The sequence below is a fragment of the Rhizobium sp. SVR5-2C genome, assembly GCF_056755115.1.
This window is the reverse complement of record NZ_JBNDHT010000153.1, coordinates 1-15,121: the sequence shown is the minus strand read 5'-3', so window position 1 is coordinate 15,121 and position 15,121 is coordinate 1. Positions and strand designations below refer to the sequence as shown.

At 59.6% G+C, this 15,121-nt stretch carries 17 protein-coding genes and 6 pseudogenes; 12 read left to right on the top strand and 11 right to left on the bottom strand.

Features of this window, described 5'->3' with window-relative positions:
• A pseudogene (locus ACPYOI_RS30085) lies at nucleotides 1-785 on the top strand (AI-2E family transporter); the annotation flags it as partial.
• Nucleotides 786-969: 184 nt separating this feature from the next.
• Here ACPYOI_RS30085 and ACPYOI_RS30080 read toward each other — a convergent pair.
• A pseudogene (locus ACPYOI_RS30080) lies at nucleotides 970-1,565 on the bottom strand (SOS response-associated peptidase family protein).
• Nucleotides 1,558-1,917, bottom strand: coding sequence for a hypothetical protein (locus ACPYOI_RS30075; protein WP_481423760.1), 360 nt, complete (start codon nucleotides 1,915-1,917; stop codon nucleotides 1,558-1,560). The pseudogene ACPYOI_RS30080 and the gene ACPYOI_RS30075 overlap by 8 nt, the downstream one beginning before the upstream one ends.
• On the opposite strand from ACPYOI_RS30075, the pseudogene ligD reads away from it, so the two are divergent.
• Nucleotides 1,862-2,788: pseudogene (gene ligD / locus ACPYOI_RS30070) on the top strand (non-homologous end-joining DNA ligase); the annotation flags it as partial. The gene ACPYOI_RS30075 and the pseudogene ligD overlap by 56 nt on opposite strands.
• A 9-nt stretch (nucleotides 2,789-2,797) precedes the next feature.
• Entirely contained in the window at nucleotides 2,798-3,826 is a 1,029-nt protein-coding gene (locus tag ACPYOI_RS30065) for an ATP-dependent DNA ligase (protein WP_481423758.1), read from the top strand.
• Here the strand turns inward: ACPYOI_RS30065 and ACPYOI_RS30060 are convergent.
• From ACPYOI_RS30060 to ACPYOI_RS30050, 3 genes and pseudogenes are all read right to left on the bottom strand, one after another.
• Nucleotides 3,796-3,957 (bottom strand): hypothetical protein, encoded by a 162-nt coding sequence (locus tag ACPYOI_RS30060; protein ID WP_481423757.1) that lies wholly within the window; start codon nucleotides 3,955-3,957, stop codon nucleotides 3,796-3,798. The genes ACPYOI_RS30065 and ACPYOI_RS30060 overlap by 31 nt on opposite strands.
• A gap of 160 nt (nucleotides 3,958-4,117) precedes the next feature.
• Nucleotides 4,118-4,261, bottom strand: a pseudogene (locus tag ACPYOI_RS30055) (DUF2934 domain-containing protein); the annotation flags it as partial.
• Nucleotides 4,258-4,710, bottom strand: a complete 453-nt coding sequence (locus tag ACPYOI_RS30050) for a hypothetical protein (RefSeq protein ID WP_481423756.1) — start codon at nucleotides 4,708-4,710, stop codon at nucleotides 4,258-4,260. The pseudogene ACPYOI_RS30055 and the gene ACPYOI_RS30050, both read right to left, overlap by 4 nt.
• A 519-nt stretch (nucleotides 4,711-5,229) precedes the next feature.
• Here ACPYOI_RS30050 and ACPYOI_RS30045 point away from each other — a divergent pair.
• Entirely contained in the window at nucleotides 5,230-5,502 is a 273-nt protein-coding gene (locus ACPYOI_RS30045) for a hypothetical protein (RefSeq protein WP_481423755.1), read from the top strand.
• Between the two features lie 602 nt (nucleotides 5,503-6,104).
• Here the strand turns inward: ACPYOI_RS30045 and ACPYOI_RS30040 are convergent.
• Nucleotides 6,105-6,602, bottom strand: coding sequence for a DUF4142 domain-containing protein (locus ACPYOI_RS30040; RefSeq protein ID WP_481423754.1), 498 nt, complete (start codon nucleotides 6,600-6,602; stop codon nucleotides 6,105-6,107).
• A 212-nt stretch (nucleotides 6,603-6,814) separates the two neighbouring features.
• Between ACPYOI_RS30040 and ACPYOI_RS30035 the strand changes: the two genes are divergently transcribed.
• The 4 genes from ACPYOI_RS30035 (at nucleotide 6,815) to ACPYOI_RS30020 (ending at nucleotide 8,243) form a co-directional block, all read left to right on the top strand.
• Nucleotides 6,815-7,105: an FAD-dependent oxidoreductase gene (locus ACPYOI_RS30035; RefSeq protein ID WP_481423759.1), complete on the top strand. Its 291-nt coding sequence runs from the start codon at nucleotides 6,815-6,817 to the stop codon at nucleotides 7,103-7,105.
• Between the two features lie 134 nt (nucleotides 7,106-7,239).
• The gene (locus ACPYOI_RS30030) at nucleotides 7,240-7,761 is read left to right on the top strand and encodes a Crp/Fnr family transcriptional regulator (RefSeq protein ID WP_481423753.1); all 522 of its coding nucleotides are present in this window, start codon (nucleotides 7,240-7,242) and stop codon (nucleotides 7,759-7,761) included.
• Complete coding sequence (locus tag ACPYOI_RS30025) at nucleotides 7,758-7,913, top strand: hypothetical protein (protein WP_481423752.1); 156 nt, start codon at nucleotides 7,758-7,760, stop codon at nucleotides 7,911-7,913. Before ACPYOI_RS30030 ends, ACPYOI_RS30025 begins: the two co-directional genes overlap by 4 nt.
• Nucleotides 7,914-8,003: 90 nt before the next feature.
• Nucleotides 8,004-8,243: a DUF6894 family protein gene (locus ACPYOI_RS30020; protein WP_481423751.1), complete on the top strand. Its 240-nt coding sequence runs from the start codon at nucleotides 8,004-8,006 to the stop codon at nucleotides 8,241-8,243.
• A 354-nt stretch (nucleotides 8,244-8,597) separates the two neighbouring features.
• Here ACPYOI_RS30020 and ACPYOI_RS30015 read toward each other — a convergent pair whose 3' ends face one another.
• Nucleotides 8,598-9,158: a DUF4142 domain-containing protein gene (locus tag ACPYOI_RS30015; RefSeq protein WP_481423750.1), complete on the bottom strand. Its 561-nt coding sequence runs from the start codon at nucleotides 9,156-9,158 to the stop codon at nucleotides 8,598-8,600.
• A gap of 193 nt (nucleotides 9,159-9,351) precedes the next feature.
• Complete coding sequence (locus ACPYOI_RS30010) at nucleotides 9,352-9,744, bottom strand: hypothetical protein (protein WP_481423749.1); 393 nt, start codon at nucleotides 9,742-9,744, stop codon at nucleotides 9,352-9,354.
• A gap of 115 nt (nucleotides 9,745-9,859) precedes the next feature.
• Here ACPYOI_RS30010 and ACPYOI_RS30005 point away from each other — a divergent pair, with 115 nt between their 5' ends.
• Complete coding sequence (locus tag ACPYOI_RS30005) at nucleotides 9,860-10,126, top strand: DUF982 domain-containing protein (protein ID WP_481423748.1); 267 nt, start codon at nucleotides 9,860-9,862, stop codon at nucleotides 10,124-10,126.
• A 6-nt stretch (nucleotides 10,127-10,132) separates the two neighbouring features.
• On the opposite strand, the pseudogene ACPYOI_RS30000 reads toward ACPYOI_RS30005, so the two are convergent.
• Both ACPYOI_RS30000 and ACPYOI_RS29995 read right to left on the bottom strand, forming a co-directional pair.
• A pseudogene (locus ACPYOI_RS30000) lies at nucleotides 10,133-11,079 on the bottom strand (IS630 family transposase).
• Between the two features lie 217 nt (nucleotides 11,080-11,296).
• Nucleotides 11,297-12,472 (bottom strand): zinc-dependent alcohol dehydrogenase, encoded by a 1,176-nt coding sequence (locus ACPYOI_RS29995; protein ID WP_481423747.1) that lies wholly within the window; start codon nucleotides 12,470-12,472, stop codon nucleotides 11,297-11,299.
• A gap of 256 nt (nucleotides 12,473-12,728) precedes the next feature.
• Here ACPYOI_RS29995 and ACPYOI_RS29990 point away from each other — a divergent pair, with 256 nt between their 5' ends.
• Nucleotides 12,729-12,950, top strand: coding sequence for a hypothetical protein (locus ACPYOI_RS29990; protein WP_481423746.1), 222 nt, complete (start codon nucleotides 12,729-12,731; stop codon nucleotides 12,948-12,950).
• 742 nt (nucleotides 12,951-13,692) lie between these two features.
• Here ACPYOI_RS29990 and ACPYOI_RS29985 read toward each other — a convergent pair.
• Nucleotides 13,693-13,899, bottom strand: a complete 207-nt coding sequence (locus tag ACPYOI_RS29985; protein WP_481423745.1) for a hypothetical protein — start codon at nucleotides 13,897-13,899, stop codon at nucleotides 13,693-13,695.
• 174 nt (nucleotides 13,900-14,073) lie between these two features.
• Between ACPYOI_RS29985 and ACPYOI_RS29980 the strand changes: the two are divergent.
• Nucleotides 14,074-14,276: pseudogene (locus ACPYOI_RS29980) on the top strand (hypothetical protein).
• Complete coding sequence (locus ACPYOI_RS29975; protein WP_481423744.1) at nucleotides 14,273-14,479, top strand: hypothetical protein; 207 nt, start codon at nucleotides 14,273-14,275, stop codon at nucleotides 14,477-14,479. The pseudogene ACPYOI_RS29980 and the gene ACPYOI_RS29975 overlap by 4 nt, the downstream one beginning before the upstream one ends.
• The last annotated feature ends 642 nt before the right edge of the window (nucleotides 14,480-15,121 follow it).

Sequence of the window (15,121 nt, the reverse complement as noted above, 5' to 3'; positions counted from 1 at the left end):
CAGATCAAGCGGAGGAGATTCTCGATGAAGAGTATCTGGTGGATTACTACGACGCCGTTGCGGTGCCTGCCTTGATACTGGCTGAGCGAGACCGGGCTCGCGGCGTCATGAGTGATGAGCAGCGCTTGCGCGTCGCGGCAAGTGGGATGTCGCTGGTGTCCAGTCTGGAGGATGTTGCGGCCCAGGAGAGTGACGACGACGAGATCGAGGATCCTTCTAAGGACCAAGGGAAGCAGGCGGCAGACAGACAGGACATCCCCGACGGCCAAGGCATGAATGTCCTCTGCGTGGGTGGACGAGGCGAGATTGATGATGTTTCGGCCGCGATGCTGGCCCAGGTATTGCGGGTGGAAGGCGCCACCGCGAACGCAGCAAGCTTTCAGGGAATCAAGCCTGCCGACATTCGAAAGCTTCTGACCGGGAACCTTGACACCATCGTGGTGTGTTTTCTCAATCAGAATTCAGTCAGACATGCGAGGTTCCTGGTGCGCCGGCTCAAACGCGCGGATAACACAATCAGGGTCGGCATCGTTTTTTGGACGCGGATACAGGACGAAGCGGATACCAGTGGCTCCCGACCCGATCAAGGAAAGGATCTGAATGCCGATTTCGTCGCGGTTGACATGACAACTGCAGCCATCGCGTCTCTCACAAAGGTTCCGTCAGTTCCGCTCGCCTCACCAAGCAAAATGAAGATCCGGCGCAGGCTTGTAGCTCAAACGGCCTCATCTGATATGACGACCTTCCTTCCGGATAGCACCGCGCTGAAAGGGTTGGACTCATGAACTCCCTGTGCCCTGCATTCCATCGATCCGGTTGCTCCCGCTATGAAGCGACCGATGGGGCGATGGGGATGTGTTTCATGGCGATCTCCCGGTTTGGCTGCCGCGAGATTTTTTAAGGAGGCGGATTCCGACTGGCCTGGGCTTTCGTCAAGCGACTGTCGAGGAGCCGAAAAAGACTCTCGAATTAGTCGCTTCCATGCCGCACCTGTTCGACCGCCAGGCTCCCTGCAGGCAAGGGCCGCAATAGCTCCTCCTGCGGCTTCGTCAGCTTGATCCAGTGCTGCCATTCATCAGGCCGCAGGACAACGACCTGGCGATCGTGGATCGGTTCGACGTCCGGTCCTGGCTTCGTCGTGAGCATGGTCATCGACGCGGGCTGGTTGCCCTAGCCCTCCCGCCACAGCCCGGCGATCGCCATCATTGGCGCATCCTTCAGTGCGAAGCGGTCTTTGGCGTTTGGATACTTTGTGCCCGTGAACTCGAAGAATGCGCTGGCGGGGATCAGACATCGCTTGCTGTCGGCAAAATTCCTGCCGTCGCTACAAAGTTGAAGACGGGACCGCCTTTGCGGCCCTCGAGCGGTGGGAACCCGAACTTGGCTGGGAACAGCTCTACCTCGTCGCCGTATTCCCTCATCACCGGCGCGGTGTCTCCGATCTTGATGTCGTCGGCTTGCGGGAGATCGAGTTCCACTTGGTTAGCAGGGATGCGCAGCGCAAGCTCCTGCATCATCTTGCAGTATTCGGCCCAGAGGATGTGTTGTTCGTAGTCATTACACATGCCCGGAACGGCGATTCAGCAGGTCTGCCAGAGGCCGAAAGGCATCTTCACCCCCTCGCTTCCCAACCCCGGCGTCGACCTCGATCGATTTCCTCAGCGCATCCATGATGCTCCCCAGGTTTCCCTTGGTCGCTGTGGCGAGCAAGGGCTTACCTTTTTGTGCCTGCCAACTTAAATAGATGCGAGGTTCGGATAGCCCGGTATCGTCCCTATAGCTCTCGACGAGCACGGTGCCCCGGACTTCGCTGCGCTTCAGGCAGCGCTGTCGGAAGGGAAGACCTCCGATACGCGAGGTTCCGAAGGCGAGCCGTCGAAAGTCGTCGGGGAAGGCCAACATCATGGGCGTTCTCATTTCTCATCCCGACAAGACGCTTTGGCCCCACGCAGGCGACGGGGAGCCGGTGACGAAGCTCGACCTCGCAACCTACTTCGAAGCCGTCGGCCGCTGGATGCTTGAACATCTCAAAGGCAGACCGTGCTCCCTCATCCGCGCACCCGATGGTTTGGGCGGCGAGCAGTTCTTCCAGCGCCACGCCGGGCTCGGGACCTCAAACCTTTTGGAGCTTGTGGAGGTCTTCGGCGATCGCATCGAGGGACTGGCGGCGGTCGCCCAGGTTTCAGGTCTCGAGCTCCATCCGTGGAACTGCGAACCGGGCCAGCCGGAAGTTCCAGGCCGCTTGGTGTTCGACCTCGATCCCAAACCCGACGTCGCGTTTTCTGCGGTCGTGGACGCCGCTAAGGAGATGCGCGAACGTCTGGATGCGTTGGGGCTCGTCAGTTTCTGCAAGACGACAGGCGGCAAAGGACTGCACGTCGTCACACCCCTGGCGATCGGCAAAAAAGGCAAGATGACGTGGCCGGTCGCGAAATCCTTCGCCCACGACGTCTGCCTGCAGATGTCCAAGGACGCACCCGACCGGTATCTCGTCAACATGGCCAAGAAGCTGCGCAACGGCCGCATCTTTCTGGACTATCTGCGTAACGACAGGATGGCCACGGCCGTCGCTCCGCTATCACCGCGCGCACGTCCGGGTGCGACGGTGTCGATGCCTCTCACCTGGGCGTAGGTGAAGTCCAGCCTTGATCCAAAGCGATTTACCGTCCGGACGGTACCTGCTCTTCTCGGAAAGACGGACGCTTGGAAGGACTATTGCGACGGCGAGCGTTCGCTCGAAAAGGCCATCGAGCTGCTTGCCAAGTCCTCGAAACTTTCAGCGGCATAGGGGAGCTCCATGGCGAAGTGTGCCGGCGCTCAGGAATTCGGACTTCCGCTCGAGATCGAGCCGATGGAGGCAAGATCGGCAGATGGACTCCCGGCGGAGGAGGGCTGGCAGTACGAACCGAAGTGGGATGGATTTCGGTGCCTAGCGTTCAAGGAGGGCGGCGCGGTTGATATCCGGGCCAAGTCCGGTAAGCCGCTCGGGCGCTACTTTCCGGAGATCCTGTCGTTGCTGAGGGGCGTGCCGATCGAGAGGTTCGTCGTCGACGGAGAACTTGTTATCGAACTCGGCGGGAAGCTGTCGTTCGAAGCGATGCAGATGCGGCTGCATCCGGCCGAGAGCCGGATACGCAAGCTGTCCGCCTCGACGCCGGCCAGACTTGTCCTGTTCGACATCCTCTTCACGCCGGACGGGGTCTCGCAATTGGACGAACCGTTGAAAACGCGACGAGCCGTCCTGGAAACCCTAATGACGCCGTTCGTGAAAACGAAGGAACTCGTACTGTCACCCTTCACCACAGACTTCAAGAAGGCCCAAAAGTGGCTGTCGCAGGCAGGCAACGGCGGGACCTACGGTGTCGTTTGCAAGCGTCTTGACGGGGCCTATGAAGTTGGTGCCCGCGCCATGATCAAGGTCAAGCGTCTCCGCACCGCCGACTGCGTCGTTGGCGGCTTTCGCTATGAAAGCAGATCGAAGGAGGTCGGTTCCCTCCTGCTGGGTCTATGCAACGACGACGGGGAACTCGACGACGTCGGTTTCACCTCGACCATCGCCGACGCCGATCGCGCCGAACTCACGAGAAAGCTCGAAGCGCTACGGCACGCTCCGGGGTTCACCGGGAAAGCGCCTGGCGGTCCTAGCCGATGGAGTACCGAACGAAGCGGGGAGTGGGAGCCTTTGAAGCCTGAACTGGTCGTTGAGGTTCGGTTCGACCATGTGACCGGCCGCCGGTTCCGCCACGGCACGAAGGTTATGCGCTGGCGGACCGACAAGAAGCCGTCGCAGTGTACCTACGAACAGATCGAGGGAGCGGCCGTTTGATCTTCGCCGGCTATGCCGACAACGAGCGACCACAGGATCGCCTTCACCCGTGGATTGGTTCGAATTCGAGTAGGAAAATCCGGCGCCGGTGGCATGTCGCCGGAGCGCGGGGTATCGAGATATCTTGTCATAATTGCCTCCTGGCTGCCGGAGAAACGTTCCCGCCTGGTCCCTGTTCCAGCGACGACACTCGTCGTCTACGACGAGGACTGATCTTGCTCGAGACGGCCCCCCTCGACCTGCTCGGAGCCGAGGATGGCAGGAGGCCGTCGCTCGAACTCTTCGCGCTGCCGACCAGTTGTTCCGATCACGACCGTCCGGGCGACCCTCCTGCTGCCAGATTTCGTGCGAGCGCCCGCTGATTCTCTTGTAGCGTTCGTCTTCGTTCGCTTTCTTCTCCGCCGAGCGCCGAGAACGTCTCGCAAGCTCGATCAATCGGGTTGCACCGGCCGGATGGTGTCCACCGCGATGGTTCCCTCGAGCACTCCCCTTGCGACATCGCTACGATTGCGGTCGATTTCGATGACCGTGTAAAGCTTGTCGTCACGGAACGCGCTAGCGTTTGTTGTCGTCACGTCGTCGGCCGGTGCCGCATCGACCTCCATGAAGTCGAGTTCGCGGCTCGCGGCTACGATGCGGGCGTCGCCGGTCGTCCTTGCCGCGACGACCACGACACCGTGACCTGGCGAGTTTGCCCAACGCGGATCGTCCGGTGCCGCGATCGGCTCGAGTCGATAGATGCCGAGCGGTTCTCCCACGATAGTGGAGGCACCTTCCGCCGCCGCGTCCTCGATCTGCGCCTGGCTCTCGACCGAACGCCCGAACGTATTCGGATTGGTCCCATTGTTGATCTCGTCGGTGCCTGTCTTTGAAACGTTCGACATCCTGTCCTCCATCGTGCGGATAATAACGACGACGGCATCCAACTGTTCCGAGCCGATGTCCGGCTCTCCTCGAAACGAGGGAAGAACCGCGTCGTTCGGGGCAAGCCAGGTTGGACGTCGATCATGTCGAGGAAGCGAAGGAGCGATCGATGTCTTTTTCCGTCGAGGCAATTCGCCAATTTTAGTTGGATGCAATCCCGGAATGACTAGGAACAAACATCCGCTCTTCCAGTTAGGGGTGATCGGAGCATCCGCCGCTCGCACCTTCTAGGCTCCAACTGGGCCGATTCAGTTGCAAGATGTTCCGGATCAGCGCCCACCTGCGGGAATCTCCCTTATGCTGCTCGATTTCGGTGGGGGAGGCAGGGGCGACCGCGTGCGGAGGCGGTGGTATTCCGGCAGAAGGCCGAGGATCGCAAAGACGCTCGGAACGTGCTAAAGTCGTCAGGTCAAGGCATCGTGAATTGGAAGTAATCCGAGAGCTCGTCAAGCTCCTTGTGATCACAGGAGGTTCTGAGCGTGATGCCGGGCGAGGGGGCCTTGATTGAGCTGCTCCGACACGCTGGACGGCATGGACACAGTGGGGGTGCTGCGAACCTTGCCGGAAAGAAGGCTCTCGAACAGCTTACCGTGCCCGACCAGATTACCGAGGTTAACCGGCAGGCGGCCTATGACGCCGCGCGGCTGATCATCAACGTCATCCTGAAGCTGAGCGCCGGCGGCGCTCTCGCAGGCGCTGAGCAAAGTATGGCGGCGCCCTTGTGGAGGCTCTGGCCACGACGACGATGGTAGCCATGACGGCCGGTCCGGAACAGGCTCGAAAGATCCAGCAGCAAGGATTCGATGCGCTCCGAACAGGCTGCGTGAGCAGTTTTCGTCTAATTAAATGAGCAGACAAGCAAGTATGGCAACGCGATGTCGAGAATTTGGCTCATTACCCGATAGCGCCAGCGGCCTGACCTCGGCGGTTAGGGCGAGGTCGGTTTCCGTCGAGCCGCCTGAATCCTACCATCCGCAGGAGAGTGCGAGTAGAGGGTGACGCCTCCGAACGCTCAGTCAGCTCCTGCCGCTCAAAGACGTCGTTTCCGAAGGATTCGCCATCGACCGTTCTTCGTGGATCTACTGGGACATCGGCTTCCTGCTCTGGGGAGCCGCCATGGTCGCGGGCGGCTTCGTAGGGATGGGGCGCCGGAATGTCTGAACGGCGGCCCATCGTGCTGCGCATGCGCGCGGCCACTATCTGGGCCGCCTTTGGGGTTGGGCTGGTCTTCGCCACGCGTCCGGTCTGGTCATACCTGCTGGTCGGACCGCAGCCATCGCTCGACGATGTACTCTTGCTTCGTTGCTTCGGGTTCTCTTAGCACGTCGAGGAACGGGCGTGCGCCGGGGCGAGCCTATTTCGAAGTCAGTCCCTGGACCCGCGTGAGATGCATGTGCAGATCCGGCAATATCTTCGCCGCGGTCCGCTTGAGCTGACCATCCGGCCCGTCTTTCGAATAGCTTTCGAAGAGCGCCACGGCCTCCTGATGCGCCGCCACCTGGGTGGACAGGTAAGCCTGGTCCAGATTGGCTGCGTCGCTGTTTTGCAGGGCTTCCAGCTTTTCAGCTCGCTCTTTGTCCAGTACAACGGGGAGCTCGACACCGTCTTGTTTTGCAGCGTCGCTCAGAAGTGGGCCGGCCTTGCCGTGATCTGTCAGCATGTCCTGCGCGAAGTGTTTGGCGTCGTTGGCCTTGCCCTTGGTGAGCTCGATCTTGGCCGCTTCGATTTCGAATAAGTTGGACATGGCGGCCTTTGTTGCGAAGTCGGTGGCCTGTTGCTTCGCTCCGTCGTCCGCAGCGGCGCCGGAAAGGGAGGTAAGACAGGCAAGGGCGGTGGCGAGGGCGATTTTCATGAAAACTCCTTGTGGAAGAGCGTACCTAACATGTGGCCATGGCGAATGTTCCAAGGCTTAGGCTTGCGACCGGGTCCGAGTACAACTATTTCGGTCACGGACTGGCAGCACTTCGCACCCGGTCTGAAGACTATTCACAAAGCGCGCCAAATCCGTCACCGGCTGCTTCTTGACTTCGAGAACGCGGAGAGAGCGACGGAAGGAAGCAGGCGATACTGACCAGTGTCGTCATCGGAGGAGGTCCGACCGGCGTCGAAATGGCGGGCGCGATATCCGAACTCGGCCGCTACATGATCAGCCGGGACTTCAGGAACCTCCAGCCGGACCCTCTCAAGGTCCCGCTCGTGGAGGCGGGACCCCGAATCCTCGCGGCGGTCCCCGAGCACCTCTTCCAGTATGCGGAGCGATGGGCGGCAAGAGGGGAACGACCGGAAACGCTATGCGTTCCGTGTGATCGGCGTCGCTCTGTTATGGTACGACGTTCGTTACATGCACCGGCGTGAACTCCTTGCGGTTGCACAGTCACACGCACGAATAGTACGATGGCGGTCCAACTGTAATGGCGCGGACGATCGGAACGCTCCGCGCTTGCTGCACTGGAGAGCCGCGATGCTTCAATCCACTCCGCAATTACCTGTTGTCAGGTCTTTCCGCCAACGCTTGGAATGCGATCCCGCCAAGGCTTGAGCCCATCGATCTGCCCCGAAACTTCCATATCGCCGGTTTTGACGCCGCTATCGCGCACCACTACTTTCCCGAAGACGGAGTGGCGTCAATGGTCGCCGTGTCTGCGGCCGGCGAACGCACGGAAATCGGGCTTGTCGGAAGGGAGGGTGTCACGCCGCTCGTAGCGATACTCGATGCGGAGCGGCAGCCTTTCGAATTCATGATGCAGGTGTCCGGAAATGGTCATCGGATAAAGCGCGAGGCCCTTCAGGAGCTTCTGATGGAGAACGTCGAGGTCAGAGGACTCCTGGAACGTTTCGCTCTCAGTCTGTTCACCCAGACCGCCTATACCGCGCTGTCGAACGCCATCCAACACATCGACGCCCGTCTGGCGCGATGGATTCTCATGATCGACGACCGGGTCGACGGCCACCGGATCGACGTGACGCACGAGTTCCTCGCCGTGATGCTGGCGGTCAGACGCCGGGGGTGACGAACGCTCTTCATGTCCTTGAGGGCCAGCATCTCATCTACTCCGACCGGGGCGTCATCAGAATTCGGGATAGGGCTGCCCTGGAGGGTTTCGCCGGTGCCGCCTACGGCACGCCCGAACGCCTGCAGAGCAGAATGACGATCGGCTCTTGAACTCGACATTCTCAACCGTACCAAAACCGGAGGCGCGGAACAACGCGAAGATCACGAGGTTCGACTGTTATTCGGATAGAGGAGGCTGCTATGGCGCGCTACTTTTTCAACGTAATAGCGGCCGCGGACTCCATCGTAGACTTGGAAGGGTCCGAGCTGCCTGACCTGCAGTCAGCGAGAACCGAGAGAATAGAACAGATCCGCGAACTGATGGCCGACGCCATAAGGAGCGGCGTGGACATCTCGTCGCGACGTCTGGAAATCCGCGATGCCTCCGGCACGCTGCTGGCCACAGTGCGTTTCACCGACGCCCTTCGGAAGGAAGATTGAGGATCTAGTTGCTAGTGGAAAGTTCGCCAGGACGCTCGCCGAAAAGGCGGAATGCGACGACAAGGCATCCCAGCGAGAGCGGCTCTTCATGGCTTCGCTGCTGGGTGCCAATCCAGTGATTGAATGTCGTGCCCGTCCTGCGACCGCACATGGAAATAGAACCTCATGGCCTATCCTTCTCTTTGCGTTGAAGAAGACGGCCGCGAAGTCAAGTAGTTCCACAGATAGCCTACTCAGGCGTCCTGGCCTCTGAGTTGCGTAGAGACGAGCTCCTTAAAGAGAGGCCGGGATCAAATCCCGGCCACTGGGCGCGAGGTGCCAGCACATCCGGGGTCACCATTCGCACCCGAATCTTCAGCCCACCTTCGACTTCAGCATGGTGAGATGGTCGATATGCTCCTTGATCTGGCCGCGGGCGAGCTTCGTCACGCTGAGATGCTCGCGATCCTGCCCGATCTTCAAGTAGTCTTCCTGGATCGTCAGCAATTTCTCGTGGCCATCGAGTTGGGCCGAGACGTATGCCTTGTCGAACTCGGCGCCGCTGGTACCCTTCAGCTTGTCGAGCGAAGCCTTGCCTTCGGCGTCAAGCATCTTCTCGACCTCGTCGTCGGACGGCGGCTTGAGAGCGCCTTCGACTTTTCCCCCGGTTTCCATCGACTTCAGGATGTCGGCGATCGTTTCCTGCTCGCCGACTTCCCACTTGGCGAATTCCTTCACCATCGGATCGTCCGCCTTGCTGAAGGCGACGCGGCTTGTCGCGAGTGAGAGGGAGCCGATCTTCTTGGTGTCTTCGGCGTGCTTCTTCTCGGCTTCGCCCATGGCGGCGGTCGATTGTGCGAAGACCGAGGTGGACGCGAGGAGGGCGGGAAGGGTAGTGGCGGCTGCGGCCACCTTGAGCATGTTGCGGCGGTTCATCAGGTTCTCCATGATTTATGCGCAGCGCTAACAACGTCGTCATCCGATTGTTCCACCATTTGCGACCGGTCCAGCTCGATCCGGACCAGCTCCCGCTTTTCCTACGGAACCAGAAGGGCATGATGCCGGGCGACAGAGCGTATACCAGCATCGACGATCGAGGGGCCGTCGTTCCCGACACTGGGCCAGCCATTTAGAGACGCGTGATGGCGATCGCCCTGACGACGATCTCTTCCTGTTCAAACCTGTCTTCCAGCGCCTTCCGGTAGGCCGTCCACCAATCCTCGTCGATCGTCTCCGTCATGACCTCGACGATGACGATCCGGTCGCGTTCGACGTCGCCGTCGTCCTGCCAGAGTCCTTCTGCTGGCGCATTCAAGTGAAGGGTGACACCGCCGAACTTCTCGGTCAGCTCGTTTCGAATGGAACCAATGTGATCGCCGGAGGCGCCCGTTTCAGGTAGGAGGATTTCGACGAGATAGGTCATGGGATCGGCCTGCACGAGGGTGAATCCGACCGGAACGGAGAAGGCAGGGATCGGTTCCGGGTAGGGCAGGCGGCGAGGCCGCAGTTGTTGCTTCTCCATCGGACGGCACGAGCAGCGGGGCGGCGCTCTTCGACCTAATCCTATCGAGTGCCTTGATCGCATTCCGCGAGGCCACTACCTCAGATGAACGTTGTTTTCTTTGGAGGAGGAGGACATGCAATCCTTGACTGCCCCTTGGTCCTATGCGCTCGAGGTTCGGATGCAAAGCGGTCTCAAGCGGAGCTTTACGGACCCGCATGACGCAGCCGACTTTCTGGAGAACGAGTGGCCCGTTAAGCACGGCGAAAAGTACGAACGCGCGATCAAGACATGCCACGCAGCCGTCGAGCGACAGGTTCCGCTTGCGGTCGCGCGGGAGGCGTTTCTGGCGGCGTGCCTCGAGGCAAGGCTGGAGGTCGTGACCCGAACGACCCGACATTAGAGCGTTTCATGTTTTGACAGAAGCGTATCCTGCATTGGCGAAGTAGTTTGCGCATTCGTCTGGGTTGATGGTGGCGGCGAGGTGGCCGAGATGACGCCATGTGTCGTCGATGGTTCTTTTTTGCGCCTGGCGCATCCAATGCTTGATCTTGGCGAAGGCCTGCTCGTCGGATTGAGGTCGGGCGAGTATTTCGGCAGGAACCATAGTCTGGCGCCGGCTGCCCTGATGGCCTGGCGAATAGGCTTGGCCTTGTGGGATCCGAGATTGTCGAGAATGACGATGTCGCCGGGCTTGAGGTCGGGATCAGTTGTTGGTGGACATAGGCGCGGAAGCACTCGCCATTGATCGGGCCATCGAAGACGCAGGGCGCGGTGAGCCGATCGCAGCGCAAGGCGCCGAGGAAGGTCAGGGTGCGCCAGCGGCCATGCGGTGCAAAGCCGCGCAGTCTCTTGCCTTTCGGTCCCCAGTCACGCAAGGGCGCCATGTTGGTCCTGATCCAGGTTTCGTCGATGAACACCAGCCGTTTCGGATCGAAGCGGCCTTGCCAGGCCTTCCAGCGTGTTCTGCGCCGGGCAATGTCGGCGCGGCCTTGCTCAAGGGCGAACAGCGTTTTTTTTGAAGCGCAGGCCTTCCCGGCGCATGAATTGCCAGATGGCATTGTGAGAGACGATAACACCGCGGGCGGCCAGTTCGTCCTTCAGGCGATGCAACGTCAGGTGCGAGGTCTGCTCGATCCTCTCCACGATGAAGGCACGATGCGGCTCCAGAATAGGCCGGCGATGGCCGCCCATCTTGCCGGGCGACACGCTGCCCGTCGCCCGGTAGCGTTGCGACCACTTCACCACGGACGAGACGGCAATATCAAAACGATCCGCCACCACTCGGCAGCGCTGGCCGGCCGCAACTGCTGCAACAACACGCTCACGTAGATCATTCGAATAGGGTCGTGTCATGGACGCTGGCTTCCATCCAGCATCCACTATGAATCACAAACCTGCTGATTTGGGAATCTCATCCAGATTCTGAAAAGCCATGAACCGCTCTAGCGGTAAGGCAACATGCCATTGCCTCTCAGGCGGATGGGCGACCTCCCGATACCTTCGGGAGGCCGCTTGGCGTCACCGAGATTTCCTGTAGAGCTTCTCGGCGATCTCGAACATTCCTTGATGATCAGGCGGTCAAGACGACCTTGATGCAATTATCCTTCTTGTCCCGGAACATCTCGTAGAGTTCCGGGCCGTCTTCCAGTTTGGCGCGATGCGTGATGATGAAGCTCGGATCGATCTCACCCTCTTCAATGCGGCGGAGCAGATCAAGCGAGTAGCGGTTGACGTGCGTCTGGCCGGTGCGGATCGTGAGCCCTTTGTTCATCGCCGCGCCAAATGGGATCTTGTCGAGAAAGCCGCCATAGACGCCTGGCACCGATACGATGCCGCCCGGCCTGCAGGCCATGATTGCGGTCCGCAGCGCATGCGGTCGGTCGGTTCCAAGAAGGGTAGCCGCCTTTACCTTGTCTATCACCGCGTCGAAGGAGGCGGTGGCGTGGGATTCCGCGCCGACGGCATCGATGCACTTGTCGGCGCCGTGGCCACCTGTCATCTCCTTAATATGATCGGGTATCGTGCCGTCGATGTCCTCGAAGTTGATAGTATCGGCTCCTGCCACCTGCGCCAGCGCAAGTCGCTCCGGAACATTGTCGATGGCGATGACACGTGCCGCGCCCTGCATCAGGGCGCTCTTAATGCAGAACTGCCCGACAGGGCCGCAACCCCAAACGGCGATGATGTCCGTGGGTTCGATCTCGCAGTTGGCGGCAGCCATCCATCCTGTCGGAAAGATGTCACCGAGGAAGAGTGCCTGCTCGTCACTCAATCCATTGGGAATGACAATCGGCGATACGTCGGCGTACGGAACTCGAACGTATTCGGCCTGACCACCGGCATAGGCGCCGGTGAGGTGCGAATAACCGAACAGTCCTGCCGTTGGGTACCCAAAAGCTTTCGTGGCGTTGTCCGCATTTCGGTTGGTTCGCTCGCAGACCGACCAGTTCCCCTTGAGGCACTGTTGGCATTCCCCGCAGCAGATGGTGAACGGAACGACCACGCGATCGCCAACCTTCAGCTTCTCGTTGTCGCGACCAACCTCCACGACTTCGCCCATGAACTCGTGGCCGAGGACGTCGCCTTTTTCCATAAACGGAATGTAGCCGTCCATGAGGTGAAGGTCCGAGCCGCAGATGGCGCAGGCGGTCATCTTGATGATAGCGTCACGGCCATCCTCGATATTGGGATCGGGAACGCTGTCGCAACGAATGTCTCCCTTGCCGTGCCAGCATAAGGCTTTCATGAAGGTGCTCCGTTCAATGTTGAGCGCTGCCGAGAGCGCGGGCTTTGGGAATAAACGGCAAGAAACCGGCGGATAAATCGACAACGTAGTCTAAGATCCCGTGGATTACGGTCGGTTCAAAGCGCATGATGCAGTTCCTCGAGTGCAGCACGCTAACCTCGAATAATCCTGAAGGTTCCGGGGCAACGCTAAATTCGCGGGGAACATCGACACCACGCGAAGTTAGCGAGGTTCCTCAACCGGAAAGGAATCTCTTATGTTCAGCCGACTGCACAACGAAGGTACGTCGCTGGGAGCCGATCGCGAGCTCTACACAATTCTCACGGACTCGGCTGCGCTGGCCCGGTACCTTTGCGCAGGGTCGGATGGAGCGATCTACGTGACCGCGTCGTCCATTCAGGATTCCCCTTGGTTCAATCCGGGTGGTTGGACGGACAACCGTTTCACGCTGCTCAAATACGTTCCGTTGCCGCCGTAATCTGTTCCGCACTAATGGATGGAGGCTGCGTATCGGATATCGGGCGAATCCCCGCTGATCCCGGCCGGCTTCCCTCCGGAACACTTCAAGGGAAGGCACGCGAGCTGCGTTCTCGATGTCTCAAAAGCCACATGCCGTAATGGGTAAGAGTGGCAAACAGTGCCCGGTTTTGCCTCGGACCTCGCGGATGCGTGCCCAGACGGCGTCGACGGAGCCGGGGCCCGTAGGTCCGACCCCCATAACAGTCCACCGGCGATACATCTGCGCGATTCCACATGTAAGTAAGTGGCTGGGCGATTTGGCCCCGGCCTTTTTTTGTTTTCTGATCGTTAAAAGCCAATGGCAGCATCGCAAATCCTGGTGATCACTCTACTTATTCCTCTTGAGCAAGGATAGAGATATGAGCGATCTCAAGCAGTTTGCAGCGAGCTCGAATGGCGATCTTTGATACCTTGGCACTGAGGATATCACCAAAAAGGAGTTCGTGCTCCACCGGGGTAACCCGTCTTCGGGAGGTCATGAACCGATATTCGCTGTTGATGTGTTTCTGGATAAAAGGCCGTTCGGCCCTGAGCGCGAGGCCTTACTCGCAATGCTTAGCACCCGCGGGGATAAGGACTTTACCCCACGAGACCGCTCCGCATCACGGGACCAGTGACACTACAAGTAGGCTCGCCCCATCACGGCCGCCATTTCACCGGTCGGCGGGATTTCATTCCAGCAGAAAATGCTGCGACCGCGGCTATACCTGATCGAGATCAATTGCGCTCGCCCGTTCTGGGACCCGGTTGAGCATGTCTGTTAGTTCTGCGGCGTTCTTCTCAGTCAGGTCAGTGAGCTGCTTGCACCCGATCCTTGCGGGGTAGCCGGTGATGACGTCGAAAACGGTCCATGTGCCGTCTGGGTCTGCTCGGCAGCCGTATGCCAAGTGCTGGGTATCAGAAGACATGATGACCTCCCTCGGGCGAGCGACTGTGCGAAAGAAATGACTGGCGAGCCATCGTGGTTCCACGCCATTTTAGAAATCTCTTAATAAAATGAAATTCCGGGCGAGGGTCCACTAGGCCGTAGCAGAACCTTAAGAGACGCCCCGTGTTGGCTTTTCCAAAAAAGGAGAAATGACATGGGAATGAACTCACCGACGGACGGCGCTCCCGGCACAACTGATCAGTCCCCGCGCTGGCAGGGTCCGCAACGGAACAAGCCGCGCGGCTATCTGCCGGCGAAGGACGACCCCGATAGGGACCGGGATGCTCACGGCGAACCAACAGCGATCCACAAGTCAAGAACGTGTCCGGCGCGTTGAAGCAGAGGAGCGACAAATGAGCTCGCCCCGCAAAGGCGCTGAAGGGCAGTTTTCCAAGTCTCAGGGCGACCGGAAAAGCTCAGGTGTGCACAGCGCAAAGCCGACAGTAGTAACGGGTTCTGAAGACGCTACCGTTCATCGCAACCCGCCCGGCGAGAAGAAAGTCAAAGACTGGGATATCAATTACGATCCGGCGGAGACGAACGAAGGCAAGTCGAGCTAATCGCGCCGGTCTTCCTGATCAACCACAGCCCGCCACCGTGACCGGTAGGCGGGCTTTTCATTTGGTGAACGAGATGCGGTTCATCAAAATCTGCCGCCGCCCGATCCACCTATAACCTCAGGCTTTTCACCGATTCTTCGTCTCACCAGCTTCAACGTCCCATCTGGCTGGACAATGTAGCTTTCGCGGACCCATCGCCCGAGATGATCAGTAAACTCATGCGGCAGAACGCTACCAGCCGGGGACCTGGTGAGACGCGCCACGTTGCCACCATACGTGATGCTGCCTGGTATGGGCTCGATTTCGGCGGACCCGGTGGAGCAGGACGAGAGCGCGATCGCTGCCGCGGATGCAATGAAATAGAGCTTCATGGATGTACTTTTCAGAAGAAGCGTTCAGAAACCCGAGACCGCCGAAGTGTCCGCGCATTACCAATGTTCCGCCCGATATCCCTAAACGGCCAATTTCTGAACGGAGCGGAGTACTCCGAATTGTCCCCCGGCGACAAGGCAATGGAGGCAGCCGCCGTTCCAGGAGGACGTTGCCCGGAATCAGGCGGCCCGCGCGTTAACGGTCGCTTTGGCGATCTCGGTAAGCCGCTCGTCTGTCGTTTCCTCTTCGTCAAGAGTCTCCGCGAGGAGG

Coding starts and splice junctions, on each gene's coding strand:
- ACPYOI_RS30075 (WP_481423760.1), bottom strand. CDS start 1,917: ATGAGAACGCCCATGATGTTGGCCTTCCCCGACGACTTTCGACGGCTC.
- ACPYOI_RS30065 (WP_481423758.1), top strand. CDS start 2,798: ATGGCGAAGTGTGCCGGCGCTCAGGAATTCGGACTTCCGCTCGAGATC.
- ACPYOI_RS30060 (WP_481423757.1), bottom strand. CDS start 3,957: ATGACAAGATATCTCGATACCCCGCGCTCCGGCGACATGCCACCGGCG.
- ACPYOI_RS30050 (WP_481423756.1), bottom strand. CDS start 4,710: ATGTCGAACGTTTCAAAGACAGGCACCGACGAGATCAACAATGGGACC.
- ACPYOI_RS30040 (WP_481423754.1), bottom strand. CDS start 6,602: ATGAAAATCGCCCTCGCCACCGCCCTTGCCTGTCTTACCTCCCTTTCC.
- ACPYOI_RS30020 (WP_481423751.1), top strand. CDS start 8,004: ATGGCGCGCTACTTTTTCAACGTAATAGCGGCCGCGGACTCCATCGTA.
- ACPYOI_RS30015 (WP_481423750.1), bottom strand. CDS start 9,158: ATGAACCGCCGCAACATGCTCAAGGTGGCCGCAGCCGCCACTACCCTT.
- ACPYOI_RS30010 (WP_481423749.1), bottom strand. CDS start 9,744: ATGGAGAAGCAACAACTGCGGCCTCGCCGCCTGCCCTACCCGGAACCG.
- ACPYOI_RS30005 (WP_481423748.1), top strand. CDS start 9,860: ATGCAATCCTTGACTGCCCCTTGGTCCTATGCGCTCGAGGTTCGGATG.
- ACPYOI_RS29995 (WP_481423747.1), bottom strand. CDS start 12,472: ATGAAAGCCTTATGCTGGCACGGCAAGGGAGACATTCGTTGCGACAGC.
- ACPYOI_RS29990 (WP_481423746.1), top strand. CDS start 12,729: ATGTTCAGCCGACTGCACAACGAAGGTACGTCGCTGGGAGCCGATCGC.
- ACPYOI_RS29985 (WP_481423745.1), bottom strand. CDS start 13,899: ATGTCTTCTGATACCCAGCACTTGGCATACGGCTGCCGAGCAGACCCA.
- ACPYOI_RS29975 (WP_481423744.1), top strand. CDS start 14,273: ATGAGCTCGCCCCGCAAAGGCGCTGAAGGGCAGTTTTCCAAGTCTCAG.